The sequence below is a fragment of the Streptomyces sp. NC-S4 genome (assembly GCF_054353315.1).
In genome coordinates this window covers 7,012,104-7,031,166 of sequence record NZ_CM135937.1, presented here as the reverse complement: position 1 = coordinate 7,031,166, position 19,063 = coordinate 7,012,104, and the positions used below count along the sequence as shown (strand labels likewise).

17 protein-coding genes are annotated in these 19,063 nt (G+C 72.9%); 8 read left to right on the top strand and 9 right to left on the bottom strand.

The window, feature by feature from the left end:
* Positions 1–37: 37 nt before the first annotated feature.
* Positions 38–1,057, bottom strand: coding sequence for a non-homologous end-joining DNA ligase (gene ligD / locus ACXNSR_RS31550; protein ID WP_458638748.1), 1,020 nt, complete (start codon positions 1,055–1,057; stop codon positions 38–40).
* Positions 1,058–1,132: 75 nt separating this feature from the next.
* Between ligD and ACXNSR_RS31545 the strand changes: the two genes are divergently transcribed.
* Complete coding sequence (locus tag ACXNSR_RS31545; RefSeq protein WP_458638747.1) at positions 1,133–2,215, top strand: ATP-dependent DNA ligase; 1,083 nt, start codon at positions 1,133–1,135, stop codon at positions 2,213–2,215.
* A gap of 7 nt (positions 2,216–2,222) precedes the next feature.
* Here the strand turns inward: ACXNSR_RS31545 and ACXNSR_RS31540 are convergent, their stop codons facing one another.
* Entirely contained in the window at positions 2,223–3,623 is a 1,401-nt protein-coding gene (locus tag ACXNSR_RS31540) for an NAD(P)/FAD-dependent oxidoreductase (RefSeq protein WP_458638746.1), read from the bottom strand.
* Positions 3,624–3,735: 112 nt separating this feature from the next.
* Positions 3,736–4,713: an NAD(P)/FAD-dependent oxidoreductase gene (locus tag ACXNSR_RS31535; RefSeq protein WP_458638745.1), complete on the bottom strand. Its 978-nt coding sequence runs from the start codon at positions 4,711–4,713 to the stop codon at positions 3,736–3,738.
* Positions 4,714–4,779: 66 nt separating this feature from the next.
* Between ACXNSR_RS31535 and ACXNSR_RS31530 the strand changes: the two genes are divergently transcribed.
* Together ACXNSR_RS31530 and ACXNSR_RS31525 are read left to right on the top strand one after the other, a co-directional pair.
* Positions 4,780–5,397 carry a helix-turn-helix domain-containing protein gene (locus tag ACXNSR_RS31530; protein ID WP_458638744.1) on the top strand — a complete coding sequence of 206 codons (618 nt, stop codon included), beginning with the start codon at positions 4,780–4,782 and terminating at the stop codon, positions 5,395–5,397.
* A complete protein-coding gene (locus tag ACXNSR_RS31525; protein ID WP_458638743.1) occupies positions 5,394–5,903 on the top strand; it encodes a nucleotide triphosphate diphosphatase NUDT15 in 510 nt (169 codons plus the stop codon). The genes ACXNSR_RS31530 and ACXNSR_RS31525 overlap by 4 nt, the downstream gene beginning before the upstream one ends.
* Positions 5,904–5,939: 36 nt before the next feature.
* Here ACXNSR_RS31525 and ACXNSR_RS31520 read toward each other — a convergent pair whose 3' ends face one another.
* From ACXNSR_RS31520 to ACXNSR_RS31505, 4 genes are all read right to left on the bottom strand, one after another.
* A complete protein-coding gene (locus ACXNSR_RS31520) occupies positions 5,940–6,602 on the bottom strand; it encodes a GOLPH3/VPS74 family protein (RefSeq protein ID WP_458638742.1) in 663 nt (220 codons plus the stop codon).
* A gap of 95 nt (positions 6,603–6,697) precedes the next feature.
* The gene (locus tag ACXNSR_RS31515; protein ID WP_458638741.1) at positions 6,698–8,758 is read right to left on the bottom strand and encodes an MDR family MFS transporter; all 2,061 of its coding nucleotides are present in this window, start codon (positions 8,756–8,758) and stop codon (positions 6,698–6,700) included.
* Between the two features lie 93 nt (positions 8,759–8,851).
* Positions 8,852–10,219: a 6-phospho-beta-glucosidase gene (locus ACXNSR_RS31510; protein WP_458638740.1), complete on the bottom strand. Its 1,368-nt coding sequence runs from the start codon at positions 10,217–10,219 to the stop codon at positions 8,852–8,854.
* 160 nt (positions 10,220–10,379) lie between these two features.
* Complete coding sequence (locus ACXNSR_RS31505; protein WP_458638739.1) at positions 10,380–11,369, bottom strand: helix-turn-helix domain-containing protein; 990 nt, start codon at positions 11,367–11,369, stop codon at positions 10,380–10,382.
* Between the two features lie 217 nt (positions 11,370–11,586).
* Between ACXNSR_RS31505 and ACXNSR_RS31500 the strand changes: the two genes are divergently transcribed.
* The 3 genes from ACXNSR_RS31500 to ACXNSR_RS31490 all read left to right on the top strand — a co-directional run bounded on the left by ACXNSR_RS31500 (position 11,587) and on the right by ACXNSR_RS31490 (position 14,043).
* Positions 11,587–12,255: a helix-turn-helix domain-containing protein gene (locus ACXNSR_RS31500; RefSeq protein ID WP_458638738.1), complete on the top strand. Its 669-nt coding sequence runs from the start codon at positions 11,587–11,589 to the stop codon at positions 12,253–12,255.
* 64 nt (positions 12,256–12,319) lie between these two features.
* Entirely contained in the window at positions 12,320–12,877 is a 558-nt protein-coding gene (locus tag ACXNSR_RS31495; protein ID WP_458638737.1) for a toxin-antitoxin system, toxin component, read from the top strand.
* On the top strand, positions 12,874–14,043 hold the full coding sequence (locus ACXNSR_RS31490; RefSeq protein ID WP_458638736.1) for an MAB_1171c family putative transporter: 1,170 nt from the start codon (positions 12,874–12,876) through the stop codon (positions 14,041–14,043). The genes ACXNSR_RS31495 and ACXNSR_RS31490 overlap by 4 nt, the downstream gene beginning before the upstream one ends.
* 32 nt (positions 14,044–14,075) lie before the next feature.
* Here ACXNSR_RS31490 and ACXNSR_RS31485 read toward each other — a convergent pair whose 3' ends face one another.
* Together ACXNSR_RS31485 and ACXNSR_RS31480 are read right to left on the bottom strand one after the other, a co-directional pair.
* Positions 14,076–14,858: a bestrophin-like domain gene (locus ACXNSR_RS31485; RefSeq protein ID WP_458638735.1), complete on the bottom strand. Its 783-nt coding sequence runs from the start codon at positions 14,856–14,858 to the stop codon at positions 14,076–14,078.
* Between the two features lie 77 nt (positions 14,859–14,935).
* On the bottom strand, positions 14,936–15,544 hold the full coding sequence (locus ACXNSR_RS31480; protein ID WP_458638734.1) for a hypothetical protein: 609 nt from the start codon (positions 15,542–15,544) through the stop codon (positions 14,936–14,938).
* 115 nt (positions 15,545–15,659) lie between these two features.
* Here ACXNSR_RS31480 and ACXNSR_RS31475 point away from each other — a divergent pair, with 115 nt between their 5' ends.
* Both ACXNSR_RS31475 and ACXNSR_RS31470 read left to right on the top strand, forming a co-directional pair.
* The gene (locus ACXNSR_RS31475; RefSeq protein WP_458638733.1) at positions 15,660–17,348 is read left to right on the top strand and encodes a serine/threonine-protein kinase; all 1,689 of its coding nucleotides are present in this window, start codon (positions 15,660–15,662) and stop codon (positions 17,346–17,348) included.
* Positions 17,349–17,453: 105 nt separating this feature from the next.
* Entirely contained in the window at positions 17,454–19,043 is a 1,590-nt protein-coding gene (locus ACXNSR_RS31470; RefSeq protein ID WP_458638732.1) for a YfcC family protein, read from the top strand.
* Positions 19,044–19,063 lie beyond the last annotated feature (20 nt).

Below are 19,063 nucleotides of genomic sequence, written 5' to 3'. Positions count from 1 at the left end.
GCGCCCCACGCGCCCTGCGCCCCGCGTCCCGCGCCCGTCAGTCCTCGTGCTTCGCCCGGCTGGGCTGGACCCGCTTGGGCTCGCCCGGCATCTTCGGGTAGTCCGGGGGGTAGGGCATGTCCCCCAGGCCGTGCTCGTGTTCGTCGCGGGCCGCGAGCTCCAGTACGGCGTCCAGGGCGAAGGCGTGCTCGTCCATGTCCGCGTGCAGGTCGCCCAGTTCGGCGAAGCGGGCCGGCATCGTCACGATGTCGAAGTCGCGGGGCTCCACGTCGTCCACCTCGTCCCAGCGCAGCGGAGCCGATACCGGGGCGTGCGGGCGGGGGCGCACGGAGTAGGCGGAGGCGATCGTGCGGTCGCGTGCCGTCTGGTTGTAGTCGACGAAGATCCGCTCGCCGCGCTCCTCCTTCCACCAGGCCGTCGTGACCCTGCCCGGCATCCGGCGTTCCAGTTCCCGGCCGAGTGCGATGGCGCACCGCCGGACCTCGGTGAACGTCCAGCGCGGCTCGATCGGCACGAAGACGTGCAGGCCGCGGCCGCCCGAGGTCTTGGGCCAGCCGCGCAGACCCAGCTCCTCCAGCAGGGCCCGCAGTTCATGGGCGGCCGCCACCGCGTCGTGGTAGTCGGTGCCCGGCTGCGGGTCCAGGTCGATCCGCAGCTCGTCGGGCCGGTCAGTGTCCCCGCGCCGCACCGGCCAGGGGTGGAAGGTGAGGCACCCCAGGTTGGCCGCCCACAGGACGGCGGCCGGTTCGGTCGGACAGATCTCGTCGGCCGTGCGGCCGCTCGGGAAGGCGATGTGGGCGGTGGGGATCCAGTCGGGAAGGTTCTTCGGTGCCCGCTTCTGGAAGAAGGACTCGCCCTCCACCCCGTCCGGGAAGCGCTCCAGGGTCGTGGGCCGGTCGCGCAGGGCGCGCGTGATGCCGGGTGCGACCGCCAGGTAGTACTCGGCCACGTGCCGCTTGGTGAGGCCGCGCTCCGGGAAGTACACCTTGTCCGGACTGGACAGCCGTACCGTCCGCCCGCCCGCGTCCAGCTCGATAGCACTACCGGCAGCACCCATGTGCGCCACGGTAGGCGGGCCCGGTCATGCCCGCATGCCGGGCAGGTCCGGCCGTACCACCGCAGAATCGAAGGCATGGATCTGCCAGTGATGCCGCCCGTGAAACCGATGCTCGCCAAGTCCGTCGCGAAGATCCCGCCGGGGATGCAGTACGAGGCCAAGTGGGACGGCTTCCGGGCCATCGTGCATCGCGACGGCGATGAGATCGAGCTCGGCAGCCGCACCGGGAAGTCTCTGACCAGGTACTTCCCCGAGCTGGCGCAGGCCCTGAAGAACAATCTGCCGAGCCGTTGCGTCATGGACGGCGAGATCGTCATCGTTCATGGCGGGCGCCTCGATTTCGACCGGCTGACCGAGCGGATCCATCCCGCGCAGTCCCGCGTCGCCCTGCTGGCCGAGACGACCCCCGCCAGCTTCGTCGCCTTCGACCTGCTCGCCCTCGGCGACGACGCGCTGCTCGACACCCCGCTCGCCGACCGCCGTGCCGCCCTCGTCCGTTCCCTCTCCACCGCTCGGCCCCCCGTGCATCTCGCGCCCGCGACCACCGATCCCGCGCTCGCGCAGGAGTGGTTCGAGCGGTTCGAGGGCGCCGGACTCGACGGGGTGATCGCCAAACCCCTCGATCTCCTCTACCGGCCCGACGCCCGCCTCATGTTCAAGGTCAAACACGAACGTACCGCCGACGTCGTCGTGGCCGGTTTCCGTTTCCACAAGAGCGGTCCGATTGTCGGATCGCTGCTGCTCGGCCTGTACGACGTCCACGGCACCCTCCAGCACGTGGGCGTGTGCGCCGCCTTCCCCATGAAGCGCCGCGCCGAGCTGGTGGAGGAACTCGAACCCCTGCGGATGCCCGACCCCACGGGCCACCCGTGGGCCGCCTGGGCCGAGGAGTCCGCCCACGAGAGTGCCCGCCTGCCCGGCGCGCAGAGCCGCTGGACCGGCAAGAAGGACCTGTCCTGGGTGCCGCTGCGACCCGAGCGGGTCGTCGAGGTGAAGTACGACCACATGGAGGGCGACCGCTTCCGCCACACCGCCCAGTTCCACCGCTGGCGGACCGACCGGACACCCGAGAGCTGCACCTACGCCCAACTCGAAGAGGTGGTCGGCTACGACCTGGCCGAAGTACTCGGCTCCACCGCGGGCGGCCGGCCGGGCTGAGCCGCCGTCAGCCCGCCGTCAGCTTCTCCCACTCCTCCCGGTCCGGCCCCGCCGCGTTCGGTGCGTAGTCGGGCCGGGCCGCCAGCCAGCGTTCCACGCGGGCGCGGATCTCCGGATCCGCGTACGCCCGCCCCGGCGGCTCGGCCAGGTGACGGACCCTCGCCCGCGCCCGCATCACTTCCGGATCCTCCAGCGCGCAGTCGAAGAGCGCGGACACCTCGCGCGCCGTCCCGCCGCGCACCGCCCGGGTCGCGAAGCGCTCCCCGATGGCAGCGTCCGCGACGACCTGGAAGTCGAACCACGGCTTCAGGGTGCGCTCCGCCCAGGCGTGGTGATCGGCCGCGTACCGCGCCGATCCCGGGTCCCGGTGCACCGTACCGGCCACCCTGCGCGCGGCCCACAGCGCGAGCGAGGTGCCCTGCCCCAGCGTCGGGTTGGTGTGCGTGATCGAATCCCCGACCGGTACCAGCCCGGTCACCACCGGACCCGATTCGTCGACCAGCGCGCTCCACCGGTTGTCCAGGCTCGCCGTGGCCAGGACGCCCGACAGCGGTTCGGCGCCCAGTCCCAGCCAGGCCGCGCCGGGCGGAAAGGTGCGCGCCGCCGCTTCGAAGACGGCCGGGGCGCGCAGCGCCGAGCGCGTGGAGTCGGCGGTGTGCACGAACAGCGTCACGGCGAACACCCGGTTGTCGGCCGGGAAGACGGCGCATCCGGCGAAGGGTCCGCCGGTCACCGCCCATGGCCGGCGCGGCCCCTCGTCCATGCCCGCGGGCAGCCGGTACCAGCGGCAGAAGTACGCGAGCCCGGTGCGGTGCCGTTCCACGACGGGCGGTCGGCAGCCCGCCTCGGCCAGCCTGCGCTCGGTGCCGCCGCGCCGCCCGCAGGCGTCCACGACGAGGTCCCCCGGGTAACTCCCGATCTCGGTGGTCACTCCCGTGACTTGGATCCCGGCACCCTCGGACGTCTCCGGGACCGTGATCAGCCCGGTGACCGGCTCCCCGTACCGGACGACGACCCCCGCTTCCGCGCGCAGCGCCGTGGCCAGCGCGCTCTCCAGCACGATGCGCCGGGCCTGCAGCATCACCAGGTCCTCGTCGCCCGGCCGATCGGGCGGACGCACCTCGAACCAGTCCAGCTCGTGCCGTTCGCGGGCGCCGAGCCGGAGCATCTCCGCGTGGACGTCGGGCAGATCACCGCGCAGCACGTTGCGGGCGGCCCCGAGCAGCACGTGCGGCTGGGCCGCCTGCGGTACGGTCGGCCGCCGCCAGCCGAAGAAGTCCCGGTCGAGTGCCGTGCCCGGGGCCCGCGTATCGCGTTCGAAGACCTCCGCCGTGTGCCCGCGCCGCGCCGCGAGCAGCGCGGTGGCGGCTCCCGCGACACCTCCGCCGATGACCAGCACATGTGCCATGGAGCGTCCCCCCGAGCCGTTGGACCGTACGACGATCACACCGCTCAGAGCCTGCGCGAACGGGAGTCGGCCGAAACCCGCACAGATGTCCGAGAATCGCTCGTGTACCGGCTCACACCCCGGCGCCCGCGCGGTGGGCGCGAACGGCCCGCCGGGTCTCCTCCTCGATCAGGTCGGTGTTGACGGCCATCGCCGCCCGCACCCCCTGGGCCGCCGCGCCCGGGACCTTCTCCAGCGGGGAGGTCACGTTGCCCGCGACCCAGACCCCGTGCAGGGCGGTGGCTCCGGTGGCCGGGTCCGACTCGACGCAGGTGCCGATCGCCATGCCGTCCCGTTCCACCACGGTCGTCGGCAGGCCGAGGCCGGTCAGGACACCCGAGCGGGCGCTGAACCGCGGGGCGACCACCAGGGCCCGGCACTCCACCGCGGCGCCGCCCGCCAGGGTCACCCCGGTCAGCTCCTCGCCCCGGACCACGAGGCCGGTCACCTCGCCCTCGACGACCCGGACCCCGAGGGCGGCCAGCAGTTCCCGGTCCTCCGCGGTGAGCCGCCAGGTGTGCGCGAGCAGGGTGGTCCGCTCGCTCCACTGCCGCCAGAGCTCGGCCTGGTGCACGGCGAGGGGCCCGTCGGCCAGCACCGCGATCGGCCGGTCGCGGACCTCCCAGCCGTGGCAGTACGGGCAGTGCAGCACGTCCCGCCCCCAACGCGCCCCGAGGCCCGGCACCGCGGGGAGCTCGTCCACCAGGCCGGTGGCGACCAGCAGCCGGCGGGCCCGGACGGTGCTGCCGTCCCCGCAGCGGACCAGGAAACCCCCGTCGGGCAGCCGGTCCGCGGCGACGGCCGTGCCCCGCCGGATCTCCCCGCCGTAGCCGGTCACCTCCGCCCGCCCCCCGGCCAGCAGTGCGGCGGGGCTCTCCCCGTCCTGCCCCAGGTACCCGTGCATGTGCGCGGCCGGGGCGTTGCGCGGGCTCCCGGAGTCGATGACCAGTACCGTACGGCGGGCCCGGACCAGGGTGAGCGCCCCGGCCAGCCCGGCGGCCCCACCGCCCACGACCACCACGTCGAACGAGCTGTCCCTTGCGTTGTCCATACCTGCGAGGGTCCGCCCACGGCGGCCCGCTTGACAAATGTTGTTGCCGAAGCGGCAAATGGATCCATGGCCACCGAGGAACAGGACGAGGAACTCGCGGGCGTGCTCACCGCCGTGGGCCCGCGGCTGCGCGCCCTGCGCCGGCAGCGCGGCACCACGCTGGCCCAGCTCAGCGAGAGCACCGGCATTTCGCTCTCGACCCTCTCCCGGCTGGAGTCCGGGCAGCGCAGGCCGACGCTGGAGCTGCTGCTGCCGCTGGCCAGGGCGCACCGGGTGGCGCTCGACGAGCTGGTCGGCGCCCCGGAGACCGGGGACCCCCGGGTCCGCCCGCGCCCCTTCGTCCGGCACGGCAGCACCTACGTGCCGCTGACCCGGAAGTTCAGCGGGGTCCACGCCTTCAAGCAGATCCTCCCGGCCCCGGGCGCTCCGCCGCCCGAGCCCGAGCTGCAGGTCCACGAGGGCTACGAGTGGCTGTACGTGCTCTCCGGACGCATCAGGCTGCTGCTCGGTGGGCACGACCTCGTCCTCGGTCCCGGTGAGGCCGCCGAGTTCGACACGCGCACCCCGCACGCCTTCTTCAACGCGGGTCCGCAGCCCGCGGAGTTCCTCAGCCTCTTCGGCCCCCAGGGCGAGCGGATCCATGTCCGGGCCAGGCCCACCCCTCCGTCGGAAGGACGTCCATGAGCACCCCCCACGAGCACCCCGAGGGCCGGCAGCGCCCCGAGCGGGCCGTGCCGCAGCCCCATGCCGTCGTCGGCGTCGGAGTGGTCGTCCTCGCGGCGGACGGCCGGGTACTGCTCGGCCAGGCGCACGACGGCCGCTGGGAGCTGCCGGGCGGCAAGGTCGACCCCGGGGAGGGCTTCGAGCAGGCCGCAGCCCGCGAACTCGCCGAGGAGACGGGCCTGCGGGCGGCCCCCGAGGCGGTCCGGATCCTGTCCGTGCAGATCGAGGCGCAGTCCGGCCTGACCCGGCTGACGGCAGCCGCCGTCACCACCTCGGCGGAGGGTGTCCCGGCCGTCACCGAGCCCCACAAGATCGCCCGCTGGCAGTGGTTCGCCCCCGCCGAGATCCCCTCGTCCCTCTACGTCCCGTCGGCGGCCGTGCTGCGCGCCTGGCGCCCGGACCTCACCACGCTGCCGCACGTCCCCTCGTACACCTACCCGACCACGGGGTCCGCGCCGAGCGCCTGAGCATCCGCCGTGCCCGGCCTCAGCTGGTGGTCGGCCTCAGCTGGTGGCCGTCAGGACCGTGACCGCGGTCACGGCCACCATCGCGGCCTGCATGTCCCGGATGGCCTCACGGACGCTCTCGGCGGCCCACTGGCCGGCGGCTATCTCCGCCGTCCTCCCGGTCACCTCGTCGGGCTGCCGGTCGGGGAAGGCGAGCCGGTGCATCTTCGCGGAGTGGATCAGGGCGATGAGGCCCGACGTGCGCTCGTCCGGCTCGGCGCCGCCGAGGACGACTTCGCGCAGCCGCTCGCGCAGGGCGCGCTCGACCGTTCCGTCCGCCTCGGGGTAGCGGCGCTGCGGGAACACCCCGAACACCTTGTGCACCTGCGCCACCACCAGCCCGCGCCCGGTCAGTCGCTCCAGGGCGGCACCGACCGCCTTGGGCTGGTCCTTCGTCAGCCAGTCCGTCACCCGGCGCTTGGCGCGGCCCCGCAGCCAGGCCTCCATCAGCCTGATCCGGCTGTCGAGGAGTTCTTCTCCGGTGGACTCGGTGCTCCTGAGCTCCAGGTACTTGCCCGACACCGACACCCGCTCCGCCAGGACGAGTTCGAGCAGGAGCGCACCGGCCACGGCCCAGCCCACCGCCTGCCGCTGCCGTGCCGCCCCGGACTCGTCGTCCAGGGAGAGCAGCATGATCTCCTCGGCCAGTGTGATCCTCACGAGCGCGCCCCCCGTCGTCCGCCTGACGGTCCGTCCCACCGCCTCGTAGGGGATGACGAGCGGCCGACCCGCGAGGTTCCCTTCCGTACCGGGCTCTACCGCCGCACCACCACCTTTGGCGCGAAGTTGCCCTCCTCCAGGTCCTCCGCGAGCAACCGCTTGGCGATGGCGTCCGCCGCCACTCGCAGTTCGGCGCTCCGCGGCCGGCCCCGGTCCTTCTCCAACTGGTCCTTGAGCCACTCGCCCCAGGCCTTCGAGATCACGTCGGCCTCCCGCTGCCCGGCCGCGGTGAGGGTGAGGAAGCCGTCCTGGCGGCTGACGAAGCCCTCGTCCGCCATCCGCTCGTAGACCGGGATCAGCACCTCCGGCGGCAGGGACCGGCGGCCGGCGATCAGTGCGAGGGGGGCGTGTCCGACGGTTCGTGTCATCAGGTCCACCTGCATGACCGCCCAGGCGCCCGCGATGTCCAGCCGGGTGTCGGAGCCCTGGACGATCCCCCGGGCCGTGTCCGCGCCCATGTTCCGGACGAGCTTGCCGACGGCCAGCTCCAGCAGCTTGGCCGAGTCCCCCGAGGCCGTCGCCGGGGAGCCGAACCCGTCGCCCATGTCCGTGGAGCCGGCCCGGGCGCTGTCGCGCAGCCGCACCTGCTTGAGGAAGAGCGCCACGACGAAACCGAACGCGGCGACCGGAACGGTGTACAGGAACACCGTCTGCAGGGCCTGCGCGTACGCGTCGATCACCGGGGCGGCGACCGCCGGATCGAGCCGGTGCACCCCTTCCGGGGTGGACGCGGCCCTGGCCAGGTCCGCCGGATCCTGTCCGGAGAGCCGCGCCGCCTCCACGTACGCGGCCTCCAGTCCGGGCCCCAGGTGGTTCGCGTAGATCGTGCCGAAGACCGCCGTCCCGAAAGCGCTGCCGAGCGTACGGAAGAAGGTGACCCCGGAGGTGGCCGTTCCCAGGTCGGCGTAGTCGACGGTGTTCTGCACGGCGATGGTCAGCACCTGCATGGACAGGCCGATGCCCGTGCCGAGCACGAACATGTACAGCGATTCCAGCAGGGTGCCGGTCCCGGGCCCCATCCGCGACAGCAGGTACAGGCCGACGCCCATGACCGCGTTCCCCACGATCGGGAAGATCCGGTACTGGCCGGTCTTGCTCACGACGTTGCCGCTGAAGACCGAGGCGATCAGCAGGCCGATGACCATGGGGAGGGTCCGGACGCCCGAGATCGTGGCCGAGTCCCCGTCCACGTACTGGAGGTAGGTCGGCAGGAAGGTCATCGCGCCGAGCATGGCGAACCCGACGACGAAGCTCAGGATCGAGCACACGGAGAAGACCGGATTGCGGAAGAGCCGCATCGGCAGCATCGGTTCCGCGGCGCGGGTCTCGGCCAGGCAGAACAGCGCCAGCGCGAGCGCGCCGCCCGCGAACAGGCCGATGATGACCGGCGAGGTCCAGCCGTACTCGTTCCCGCCCCAGCTGGTGGCCAGGATCAGCGCGCTGGCGCCGGCGGCGACCAGCGCGATGCCCAGGTAGTCGATCACCGGCTTGCCCGAGGCACGGACCGCCGGGATCGTCCTGGCCGCCGCGATGACGACGAGGATCGCGATCGGGACGTTGACGTAGAAGCACCACCGCCAGCTCAGCTGGTCGGTGAAGAACCCGCCGAGCAGCGGGCCGATGACGGTGGCGACCCCGAAGACGGCGCCGATCATGCCCTGGTACTTGCCGCGTTCGCGCAGCGGCACCACGTCGGCGATCAGGGCCATCGCGGTGACCATCAGGCCGCCGGCCCCGACGCCCTGGACGCCGCGCCACACGATCAGGAAGGTCATGTTGCCGGACAGGCCGCACAGGAAGGAGCCGCTGATGAAGACGATGGCGGAGATCTGGAAGATCAGTTTCCGGCCGAAGAGGTCGCCGAACTTGCCGACCAGGACCGTCGCCACGGTCTCGGCGAGCAGGTAGGAGGTCACGACCCACGACATGTGGTCGCCGCCGCCCAGGTCGCCCACGATCGTGGGCAGCGCGGTGCCGACGATCGTCTGGTCGAGTGCCGCCAGCAGCACGCCGAGCATGATCGTGCCGAAGATGACGTTGCGCCGCCGCCGGTCGATCTCGGGGGGCGCGGGGGCCGTGGCGGGGGCAGTGGTCACTCTCGCACTGTCACAGCGCGCCCGTCGCGGCGCATGCGGCGCTGCGCCGTACGGAGGAACCGCCGGCCGGGATCGAGGCAGGTGGGCCGGGCCTCAGCGCAGGTAGGCCAGCCCCGGGTGCTCCGCCGCGTACCCGTCGAGCAGCCGCCGGGCCACCCCCACCGAGTCGACCAGCGGGTGGAGCGCGAAGGCCTTGACCGCGGTCGCCCGCGAGCCGCTCGCGGCCGCCGCCAGGATCTCCCGCTCGACCGCCTTGACCGCCGTCACCAGCCCCACCGCGTGCAGCGGCAGCTGTGCGACGCCCACCGGGTGGGCGCCGTTCGCGTCGACCAGGCAGGGCACCTCGATGACGGCCTCGGCGTCGAGGACGGACAGCGTCGACCGGTTCCGGACGTTCAGGATCAGCGTGGCCCGCTCGTCCCGGGCGATGGCCCGCATCAGCGCGAGCGCGACCTGCTCGTAGCCCCCGGATTCGAGGTCGCTCTCCTCGCGCTCCGGGGCACCCGCCGCCTCGCGGTTCTCGGCCATGTACGTGGCCTCGCGCTCGGCCCGGGTGCGGTCCCAGGCGGCCAGCGCCGCACCGGCCGGCGCCCCGGCCCGGCCGGCCTCGGCGTAGAAGCCGCGCTGCTGGTCGCGCAGGAAGGCCCCGCGGGTCTGCTCGGCCTCCTGGTACGCCCGTACCGTGTCACGGTTGAAGTAGTAGTAGTGCAGGTACTCGTTGGGGATCGCGCCGAGCGAGCGCAGCCATTCGGCCCCGAAGAGCCGGCCCTCCTCGAAGGACTCCAGGGCCTCGGTGTCGGCCAGCAGCCGGGGCAGCTCGTCGCGGCCGCCGATGCGCAGCCCGCGCACCCAGCCCAGGTGGTTGAGGCCGACGTAGTCGATCCAGGCCTCCTGCGGGCGGGCGCCCAGCAGCCGGGCGATGCGCCGGCCGAGGCCGACGGGGGAATCGCAGATGCCGATCACCCGCTCGCCGAGCTCCTCGGCCATGGCCTCGGTGACCAGCCCGGCCGGGTTGGTGAAGTTGATGACCCACGCCTCGGGGGCGCTGCGGGCGATCCGCCGGGCGATCGCGCGCGCCACCGGTACGGTCCGCAGGCCGTACGCGATCCCGCCCGCGCCCACCGTCTCCTGGCCCAGGACCCCCTCGGCCAGGGCGATCCGCTCGTCCGCGGCGCGCCCGTCCAGGCCGCCGACGCGGATGGCGGAGAAGACGAAATCGGCCCCGCGCAGGGCCTCGTCGAGGTCCCCGGTGACCGTGACGGCCGGGGGGTCCACCGCCGGGTCGGCCGCGGACGCGGCGGCGGCCTGGTCCCGGAGCACCCGGGCCATGGCGGTGAGCCGGGCCGGGTCCTCGTCGTACAGCGTCACCCGGGACACCCTGCCCTCGGCGCGGTCGCCGAGCAGTGCTCCGTAGACGAGTGGTACCCGGAAGCCGCCCCCGCCCAGGATCGTCAGCCGCACGCCCCTACCGCCTTTCGCCAGTGCAGATGCCGTCGCCGGCGACGCCGTGCCGGCCGCCGACGCCACGACCGACACCACGGTCGATGTCACGGATCGATGCCACGATCGGTGACATACGAGCCACGGCAGCCGTCCGCCGGCACCAGTCTGCCCCGGTCGGTCACTCCACCGGCGACGGCACGGCGCGCAGCCTGGCGCCCTGCTGCTGCGCGAATCCGGCACCGCCGCGGACGGGGCCCCCGGGGACGCCCGTGGGCGTCGAGAGGATCAGGGTGATCCGGGTCAGTCCCATTTCGCCCAGCATCCGACTGGTCTCGGCCACCATCCGGCACCGCACCAGACCCCACCGGGGGTCGGGATGGCGCACGGTGCGCACCGCCCCGTCGAGTTCGGCGGCGTCGGTCCCGTGCGTGCTCAGCCAGTGCGGCACCCCGTACCGGTAGGCCGCCTCCATGAACGGGTCGCGGGCCACCTCCTGGCGGATGCTGCGCAGCCCCTCGTCCTCGGGGGCCCCGGCCAGCGCGGTCGCGAACTGGGCCAGCAGCGGTACGCACCAGGCCGGTTCGTGGTCCTCCAGTACGGCGGCCGCGTCCGGGTGGAACAGCACGAAGCGCAGGAAGTTGTCGTCCGGCAGGGCCGTCGGGTGCGGCCTCACCGACTGGAAGAGCCGGTCGAAGGCCGAGTTGGTCAGGGCGACGTCCCAGCGGTGGTCCACCAGGAAGCTCGGGTACGGCACGGACTCCATGAGGGCCGCGTAGTCGCACAGGTAGTCGCGCTGCGCCGGGTCCTCGGGCAGCCGGTTCTCCTCGGCGGCGCGCCAGGTGGGCGGCGGGTCACGGTCGACCATGACGCGGAACAGCCAGAAGCACTGCCGCTCGCTCATCTCCAAAGCCTCGGCCAGGGCCAGGAGTTTGCGGTCCGTCCACTCCTTGACCAGGCCTCTTTCCCAGTTCCCGTAGGCGCGCACGCTGATGCGCAGCCGGGCGGCGAGGTCTTCCTGGCTCAGGCCCAGCTCCTCGCGGCGCTGGCGCAAAATCTCCTTGCGTCGCTCCGACCGCACGGCGCCGCGGGCGGGTTCGTCGCCCGCCAGGCGCTCTTCACCGGTTCGGGCGAGTCCATCGGACGGGCCCACCGCTGCGAGATGTGGCACTGAGAGCTCCCCCTCCTCCGGTCTGGATCTTCATTTCCGTGTGGCGATCCTGCTACCGACTTCATTCGAGTGTCAACTATTGTGGCAATTCCAGCCTCTTGACAGCTCATTCCCGCCACAGCTGTGGCACGTTCTAGCCCTTCCGGGCGAGAGCGGCTAGATTCCAGAAGCCGACCATGTGCCCATACCGACTTCGCGCGATCTAGGAGAACCACTGGTGACAGACGGCTTCCCGGCTCCCGTCGCGGTGGCCAACGCACCCATGGCAGCCACCATCGCGCGCGTCGCCGAACTCGCGGGCAAGATGGGCCGCGATCTGAACCAGGTCTTCGACCTGCGGCGGCTCTCCGAGGCCTCCGGCGTGCCCACGGACGTGGTCAGGACCCTGCTGGACGGCAGGCCGGCCGGCGAACCCGATCTGCAGACCCGGTTCCTCCAGCGGCTCGACCTGCTCCGGCGGACCCGCGTCAAGCCGAACGGCCGCCGCTACACGCAGCAGGAGATCGCGGACGGCGCCGGCATGTCCCGGCAGCAGGCCGGCGCGCTGATCAACGGTGACCGGCGCCCCACCATGGAGCACTGCGACGCGATCCAGCGCTTCTTCGGGGTGCACGCCGGGTTCCTCACGGCACACGACTCCGACGCCCTCACCGACGCGCTCCAGCGGACCGAGCAACAGCTGCTCCAGGACTTCGCGGGGCGGGCGCGGGAAACCGTACCGGCCACCGCTGCGTCGGCCGGTGATCCGCTGGCCAGACTCCTGCAGAACCACGGCGTACGGGGCATCGCCTGGCGCGCCGCCCAACTCCCCAGCGACAAGCACCGGGACAAGGTGACCGAATGGCTGGACATGCTCCTCGAAAGCGTAAAACCGAATGAATCCTGACCCAGTCGAAAGTCTGGGTCTGATCCTTGAGTCCTGATCCGGATCCGCGCCGACGGGGAGAACGGTGAGCATAGGCAGAGAGCAGCGGCGGTTGTGCGGGGAGCTGGTGGCCGGTATCCGGCTGACCGCCCCCGTGGAGCCCGTGGACCTCTACGCTGCCCTCTGCGAGGGCATGAGCAGACACCGCGGCCGCCGGGTGGACTTCCGGATGGCCTCGTTCCCACCGCGGACGGCCAGCGGCCTATGGCTCGACATGGCGGACCGTGATCTCGTCGTCATCGAGGAACGCACCGCACCGGACCACCAGTTGGTGATCCTGGGCCACGAGCTGTGGCACATGAAGGCCGGCCACTGCAGTCACCACGTCGACGGCGCCGCCGTCGCCGCGCGGCTGCTGACCGCCGAAGCCGACATCGGCGAGACCGTGCGCCGCGTCGCCGCGCGCACGCGCGCCGACGTCCAGGAGGAGACCGAGGCCGAGTCCTTCGGCTTACTGCTGGGTAGTCGGTGTCGGAACTGGCTCGCCGGATCGGCGAGCCACCGCGCTCCGGTCCAGCGCGATCAATTGGCGGGCCGGATCGAGGCTTCGCTGGGCTACCGGGGGCACAGGAACGAGCGTTGAACGGCAAGGACTACTACATACCGGCAGCCGCGATGGCGGTCTCCCTCGCCTTCAAGCTGCCGGCCCTGCGGCACAACTGGCGCGACCCGCTCCTGCGGTCGGTCGTCGCCCTGCTGACCCTGGCCGGAGCGGTGTTCACCTTCGCGGCCCCGCCCACCATCGCGGCGGTCAACCGCTGGACCGGCATCGTCAACGTCTCGGCCCCCCTGGTCTACTGCCTGATCACCGCGTTCAGCGCCTCCTGCCTGGTCCTGATGGTCAACTGGCGGGGCGGCCCGCCCGAAGAGACCCGACGCGTCTCGCACCGCTGGATCCTGGGCTACGGCGTGGTGGTCGTCGCGCTGATCGTGCTCTTCGCCCTCGGCGAGACCCCGGTGGAGCGGCTGCGCGACTTCGACACCTACTACGCGAACACGCCCTACATCGGCCACATGATCGCGCTCTACCTGCTGGCGCACTGCGTGGCCGCGGCGGTGATGGTGGTCCTGTGCTGGCGCTGGTCGCTCCAGGTCCGCGGCTGGCTGCGGATCGGCCTGGTGATCATCGTCATCGGCTACATCTTCAACCTCTCGTACGACGCCACGAAGATGACCGCGGTCGTCGCCCGCTGGTCCGGTCACGACCTGGACGACCTCAGCACCTTCGTCGCCCCGCCGCTCGCCTCGCTCGGGGCGCTGATCAGCGCGATGGGCTTCGTGGTCCCGCTCGTCTGCCAGCGGCTGTCGGACCACTGGCAGACCTGGGCGACGTACCGCCGGCTCGGCCCGCTGTGGCACGAGGTGCAGATCTCCGCGCCCAGCGGTACGCCCTCGGTGCAGATGGCGTGGTGGTCCGCGGCGGAACTGCGGGTGATCCAGCGCGAGTCGGACATCCACGACGGCTTCCTGCACCTCGGTCCGTACTTCGACAAGGGCCTGGGCGACGGCGCCTACGAGAGCGCCGTCGCCGCGGGTGCCGACGAGGAGACGGCCCGAGCCATCTCCGAGGCGGCCATGGTCGCGGCCGCCGTACGGGCCCGCTCCGCCGACCCCGACGGAAAGATCATCGAAGAGGACGAGGAGACCGTCCTCGACACCGCCGACGGTCCGCGCGACCTGCTGCGGATCTCCGACGCGCTGAGGCACTCTCCCGTGGTGCAGGCCGTCCGGCGCGAAGTACCCGTGTAGCGGCGGACGGGGGAACCCTGCCCGGTCGGCCCTCAGCGGCTGGCGACGGACGCCGACGCCGTGGCGGGGAACAGCTCCTGGAACGGTCCGGCCGAATCGATCCCCTCCCGCCCGTACGGCGCGTCGAAACTCCAGACCATGAAGAGCAGGAACACGATCAGCGCGCTGAACAACCCGGCGAGCAGCAACTCCCGCCCGGAGCGCCGGATCTGCAGGGTGAAGATCAGCCCGACCGTGACCAGCCCGCCGACCACCAGCCCGAACCACACCACGCCCGGCAGCGTGGACTCGGAGCTCTGCGTCCGCGAGTGCCGCGCGTCGTCGGCGGCCGCGATGTGGTCCAGCAGCGGCTGGTAGGCCTGCGCCTGGAGCTCGTTGGCCGGGCTCTGGTGCGTGACGTCGGTGCGCAGCTTGCCGAGCAGCGCGGCGCCCTCGGGCGAGGCGCTGTCGCCGGCCGTCAGCAGCGGCCAGTCCACGGCGACGGTGTGGGAGACGTACGCGTCCACCTCGCCCCGGATCCGGTCGCGGACGGCCGCCGGGTAGACGTCGGCGCGCTGAGTGACCTCGTACAGGGCCTGCGCCTCTCGGCGCACGCTGTCCTCGGCGGCGCCGCGCGCCTCCCAGACGCCCGCGATGGCCAGGCCCAGCACGATCGCGTAGACCACGCCCACCATCATCGTCATGTACTCGATGACGTCGGGGGTTTCACTGGTGTCCTCATCGGCGGCTACCCGGCGGTGCCGGATCGCGGTGATGGCGAGGACGAGGGCGCAGACGAGCGCCATGGCGATGGCCAGGACCAGCCATTCGGACACGTGGATTCTCCCGGTGCGGATCGATGGATCGATGGATCGGTGGATCGGTGGACTGCGGTACGAAGGGGCGGCGGCGGTCAGCCGCGGCTCTTGGAGCGGGGGCGCAGGGCAGCGGCGGCGAGTACGGCCGGGGTGGTGACGACGACCATGAGCGTCACGGTGGACATCCCGCCCGGGCCGCGCCGCTCCAGGGCCACCGAACGGTACGGACGCACGTGGAAGGCGCTCACCCGTGCGGCGGCGGCCCCGGCCGCGGGCGGGGCGGGAGCGGCGGCCGAAGCCGGTTCGTCCCGGTCCCCGGGACCCGCCGCGGGTTCCGGCGGCTCCGACCCCCCGGCCCTTGCCTCCGCGGAACGCTCCACCGCCGCGCCGGGCGGACGCGGCCGTGCGGGCTCGGCCGGCCGCAAGGGCCGCACCTCGGGAGCGGCGGACTGCGCGGGCCGCCCCGGGTGGCGCACGGTCGGCCGGTCTGCGCCGGGCACGGCCACCCGGACCGGGGGCTGCCCGGCCGGCGGCCGGAAGACCGGCCGCTCCGGCTGCCCGGCCGGCAGGCACAGGTCGATGCGGGCGCCGTGGCCGGAGCCGTAACCGTCGCCGGTCCCGTCGCCCGCGACCGCCACATGGCCGTGCAGCGGGCAGAGTGCCGCCACCAGGCCCGCCCCGGCGAAGTACTGCCAAGCGGTCACCGCGCGCCTCCCGAAATCCGCAGCAGAAGTAAGGGCTACCGCTGAAGAAACGATCAAGGGGCGGCTTCGACACGCCGTGGGCGGGTGCTGATCCGCGATGCGGCATGATGTCGCCATGGGGACCGAGGGGGCGAACGCCCGGCTGATCGCAGGGCGCTACCGGCTGGACGCCAAGCTCGGACGCGGTGGCATGGGCATCGTGTGGCGCGCCACCGACCAGCTGCTCGGCCGCAACGTCGCCGTCAAGGAAGTCGCGCTCGACCCCGCGCTGTCCGAGGAAGAGGCCCGGCACCAGCGTGAGCGCACGCTCCGCGAGGCACGGGCGGCCGCGCAGCTCAAGCACCCCCACATCATCGTGGTGCACGACATCGTCGAGGACGGCGAACTCCCGTACATCGTCATGGAGCTGGTCGAGGGCGGTTCCCTCGCCGACCGGCTCTCGCGGACCGGCCCGGTGGACGTCGCCGAGGCCGCCCGGATCGGGATCGCGCTGGTCGGCGCGCTGCGCGCGGCGCACGCGGCCGGGGTGCTGCACCGGGACATCAAGCCGGCGAACGTGCTGCTGGAGGCACCGGGCGGGCGGCCCGTGCTCACCGACTTCGGCATCGCGCAGGTGTCCGGCGCCACGACGCTGACCACCACCGGGTCCTTCGTCGGTTCCCCCGAGTACACCGCTCCCGAGCGGATGTCGGGGCAGACGCCGGCGGGGCCCGAGGCCGATCTGTGGTCGCTGGGCGCCCTGCTGTGCGCGGCCCTCAGCGGCGCCTCGCCCTTCCGGCGGGACTCGCTCGGCGGGATCCTGCACGCGGTGGTCTTCGACGAGATCCGGCCGCCCGAGGCGTGCGGCCCGCTGCTGCCGGTGGTGCGCGGGCTGCTGGAGCGCGATCCGGCCCGGCGGCTGGGCGCGGAGCGGGCCGAGCAGCTGCTGCGGGCCTGCGCGGACGCGGCCGCGCAGTACACCCCGACGCGGTACACCCCGGCCCAGCAGGACCCGGCCGCGCACGCGCCGCTGCCTGCCCCGCCCGCTCCGGTCCCGCCCGCTCCGGTCCCGCACGGTCCGACGCAGCAGGGCTCGGCCACGGAGTCCGCGCCGACGCCCGTATCGGCCGCCGTGCCCGCGCCCGGGCCCGTACGCGCCCCCGGGAAGCGACGGCCGGGGGCGGCGCTCGTCGCCGGCCTGCTGGTGGCCGCGATCGCCGGTGCGGGCGTGTCCGCCGCGCTGCTCACGAACGACGGCGAGCGGGACGGCCGGACGTCCACGAGCGGGGCGGCCGGCCGGCCGCACACGCCGGCCGGCGCCACCACCGTCCCCGGCGAGCGGACCGACACGGGCACCCCCGCGGCCGACGACAAGCCCGCACCCGCCGGCTACCGCGTCGTCATCGACCCGGAGGGCTTCTCGCTCGCCGTACCGCTCGGCTTCACCCGCAAGGTGGAAGGTCCGCGGATCTTCTACATGTCGCCCGGCGAGACGTTCCGCATCGGCATCAAGGTGGCCGAGCCCGAGTCGGGCGGCCCCCTCGCCGTCCATCAGCGCGCCCACGCCCAAGGGCCGGGGACCAACCCCGGATACCGCGACGCCGAGGTCGTGACCACCTCGCAGAACGGCCGGCAGGCCGCCCTCTGGCGGTTCACCTGGGACGGCTTCTCGACGACCGAGGGCCCCCGGCACACCCGCGACCTGTGCTGGGAGGAGGACGGCCGCCTGTACGACGTGTGGGTGTCCTCACCGGTCCGTCAGGGCGAGGAGGCCCGGGGCTACTTCGACACCGCGGTGCGGACCTTCGTACGCGCCGGGGGCTGACACCCCGCGCCGCGCCCCGGTTCACCCGGCGGGCGCAACCCACCACGGCGCCCGCCCCTCCCGCGTTCCATGATCGGAGGAGCGGACCGGCGGACCCTCTCAGGGATGGTGGCGGATGGAACCGGACAGCCGAGGCACCCGTTGAGCACGGCTCCGCCGCTTCCCCCGGCCCCGGCCGACCCGGCTCCGTCCCCGGCCCCCGAGGAGCCCGCGGGCAAGAGGTTCGCCTTTCCGAGTGCGCTGACCGTGCTGGCCGTGGTCACGGTCGCGGTCTGGCTGCTGGCCTTCCTCGTCCCGGCCGGCCGCTACGACCGCAACGAGAGCGGTGCCCCGATCTCCGGCACCTACCACCGGGTCCCGGACACCCGGGGCTTCACCGACCGGCTGAACGACCTCTTCCTCGCCCCCGTGAACGGCCTCTACGGCATCCGGGACGAGAAGACGGGCGAGGTCGGCCCCACCTTCAGCGGCGAGCTGTACGGCAGCGCGGGCGTCTTCCTCTTCGTCCTCGCCATCGGCGCGTTCATCACCGTGGTCTTCGCCACCGGCGCCCTCGACCGCGGCATCGCCCGCCTCGCCCACCGGCTGCGCCACCGAGGCACCCTACTGATCGCCGCCGTGATGGTGGTCTTCTCCGTCCTCGGTACCGTGGAGGGCTTCGCGGAGGAGACCCTCGGCTTCTACGGTCTCCTCGTACCGATGATGCTGGCCCTCGGCTACGACCGGATGGTCGCCGTCGGCACGGCCATCCTGGGGGCGGGGATCGGTGTCCTGTGCTCCACCGTGAACCCCTTCGCGACGGGCGTGGCCTCGGCCGCCGCCGACATCTCGCTGGGCGACGGCATCGCGCTGCGCTTCGCGATGTGGGTGGTCCTGACGGCCGTGACCGTCCTCTACGTCGTCCGGTACGCGAGGCGCGTCGAGAAGGACCCGGCCAGGTCCGTGTGCGGGTTCCTCCCGGGCGACCGGGAGCGGAGGGCGACGGGAGCCGAGGAGGTGGCGCCGGAACTGACCCGGCTGCACCGGCTGGTGCTGGTGCTGGTCGCCCTGGTGTTCGGCTTCATGATCTTCTCGGTGGTCCCCTGGGCCGGCGCGCTCACCGGCGCGGCGGACGCGGCCCCGTACGCCTGGGAGCTGGGCTGGTCCTTCCCGGAGCTCTCCGCGCTGTTCCTGTGCGCCGCGGTGCTGGTGGGCCTGGTGGCACGGATGGGAGAGGCGAAGACCAGCGCCACGATCGTCCGGGGCGCCGCCGACTTCATCTCTCCGGCCCTGGTCATCATGCTGGCGCGCGGGGTCACCGTCATCATGAACAACTCGATGATCACCGACACCGTCCTGCACTCCATCGAGGACACGGTGAAGGGCAGCTCGTCCGGGCTCTTCGCGGTGATCGTCTTCCTGGTCAACCTCCCGCTGGCCTTCCTGATCCCCTCCACCTCCGGCCACGCCACCCTCGTCATGCCCGTCCTGGCCCCGCTCGCCGACTTCGCGGGAGTCTCCCGCGCGCTGACGGTCACGGCCTGGCAGTCGGCCAGCGGCTGGATGAACCTGTGGGTCCCCACCTCGGCCGTCACCATCGGCGGCGTGGCGCTGGCCAAGGTCGGCTACGACAAGTACCTGCGCTTCGTCTGGCCCCTGCTGGCCGTCCTCCTCGTACTGATCTGCGGCTTTCTGGCCCTGGGCGCGATGATGTGACGAGGTGTCACCGATCCCCC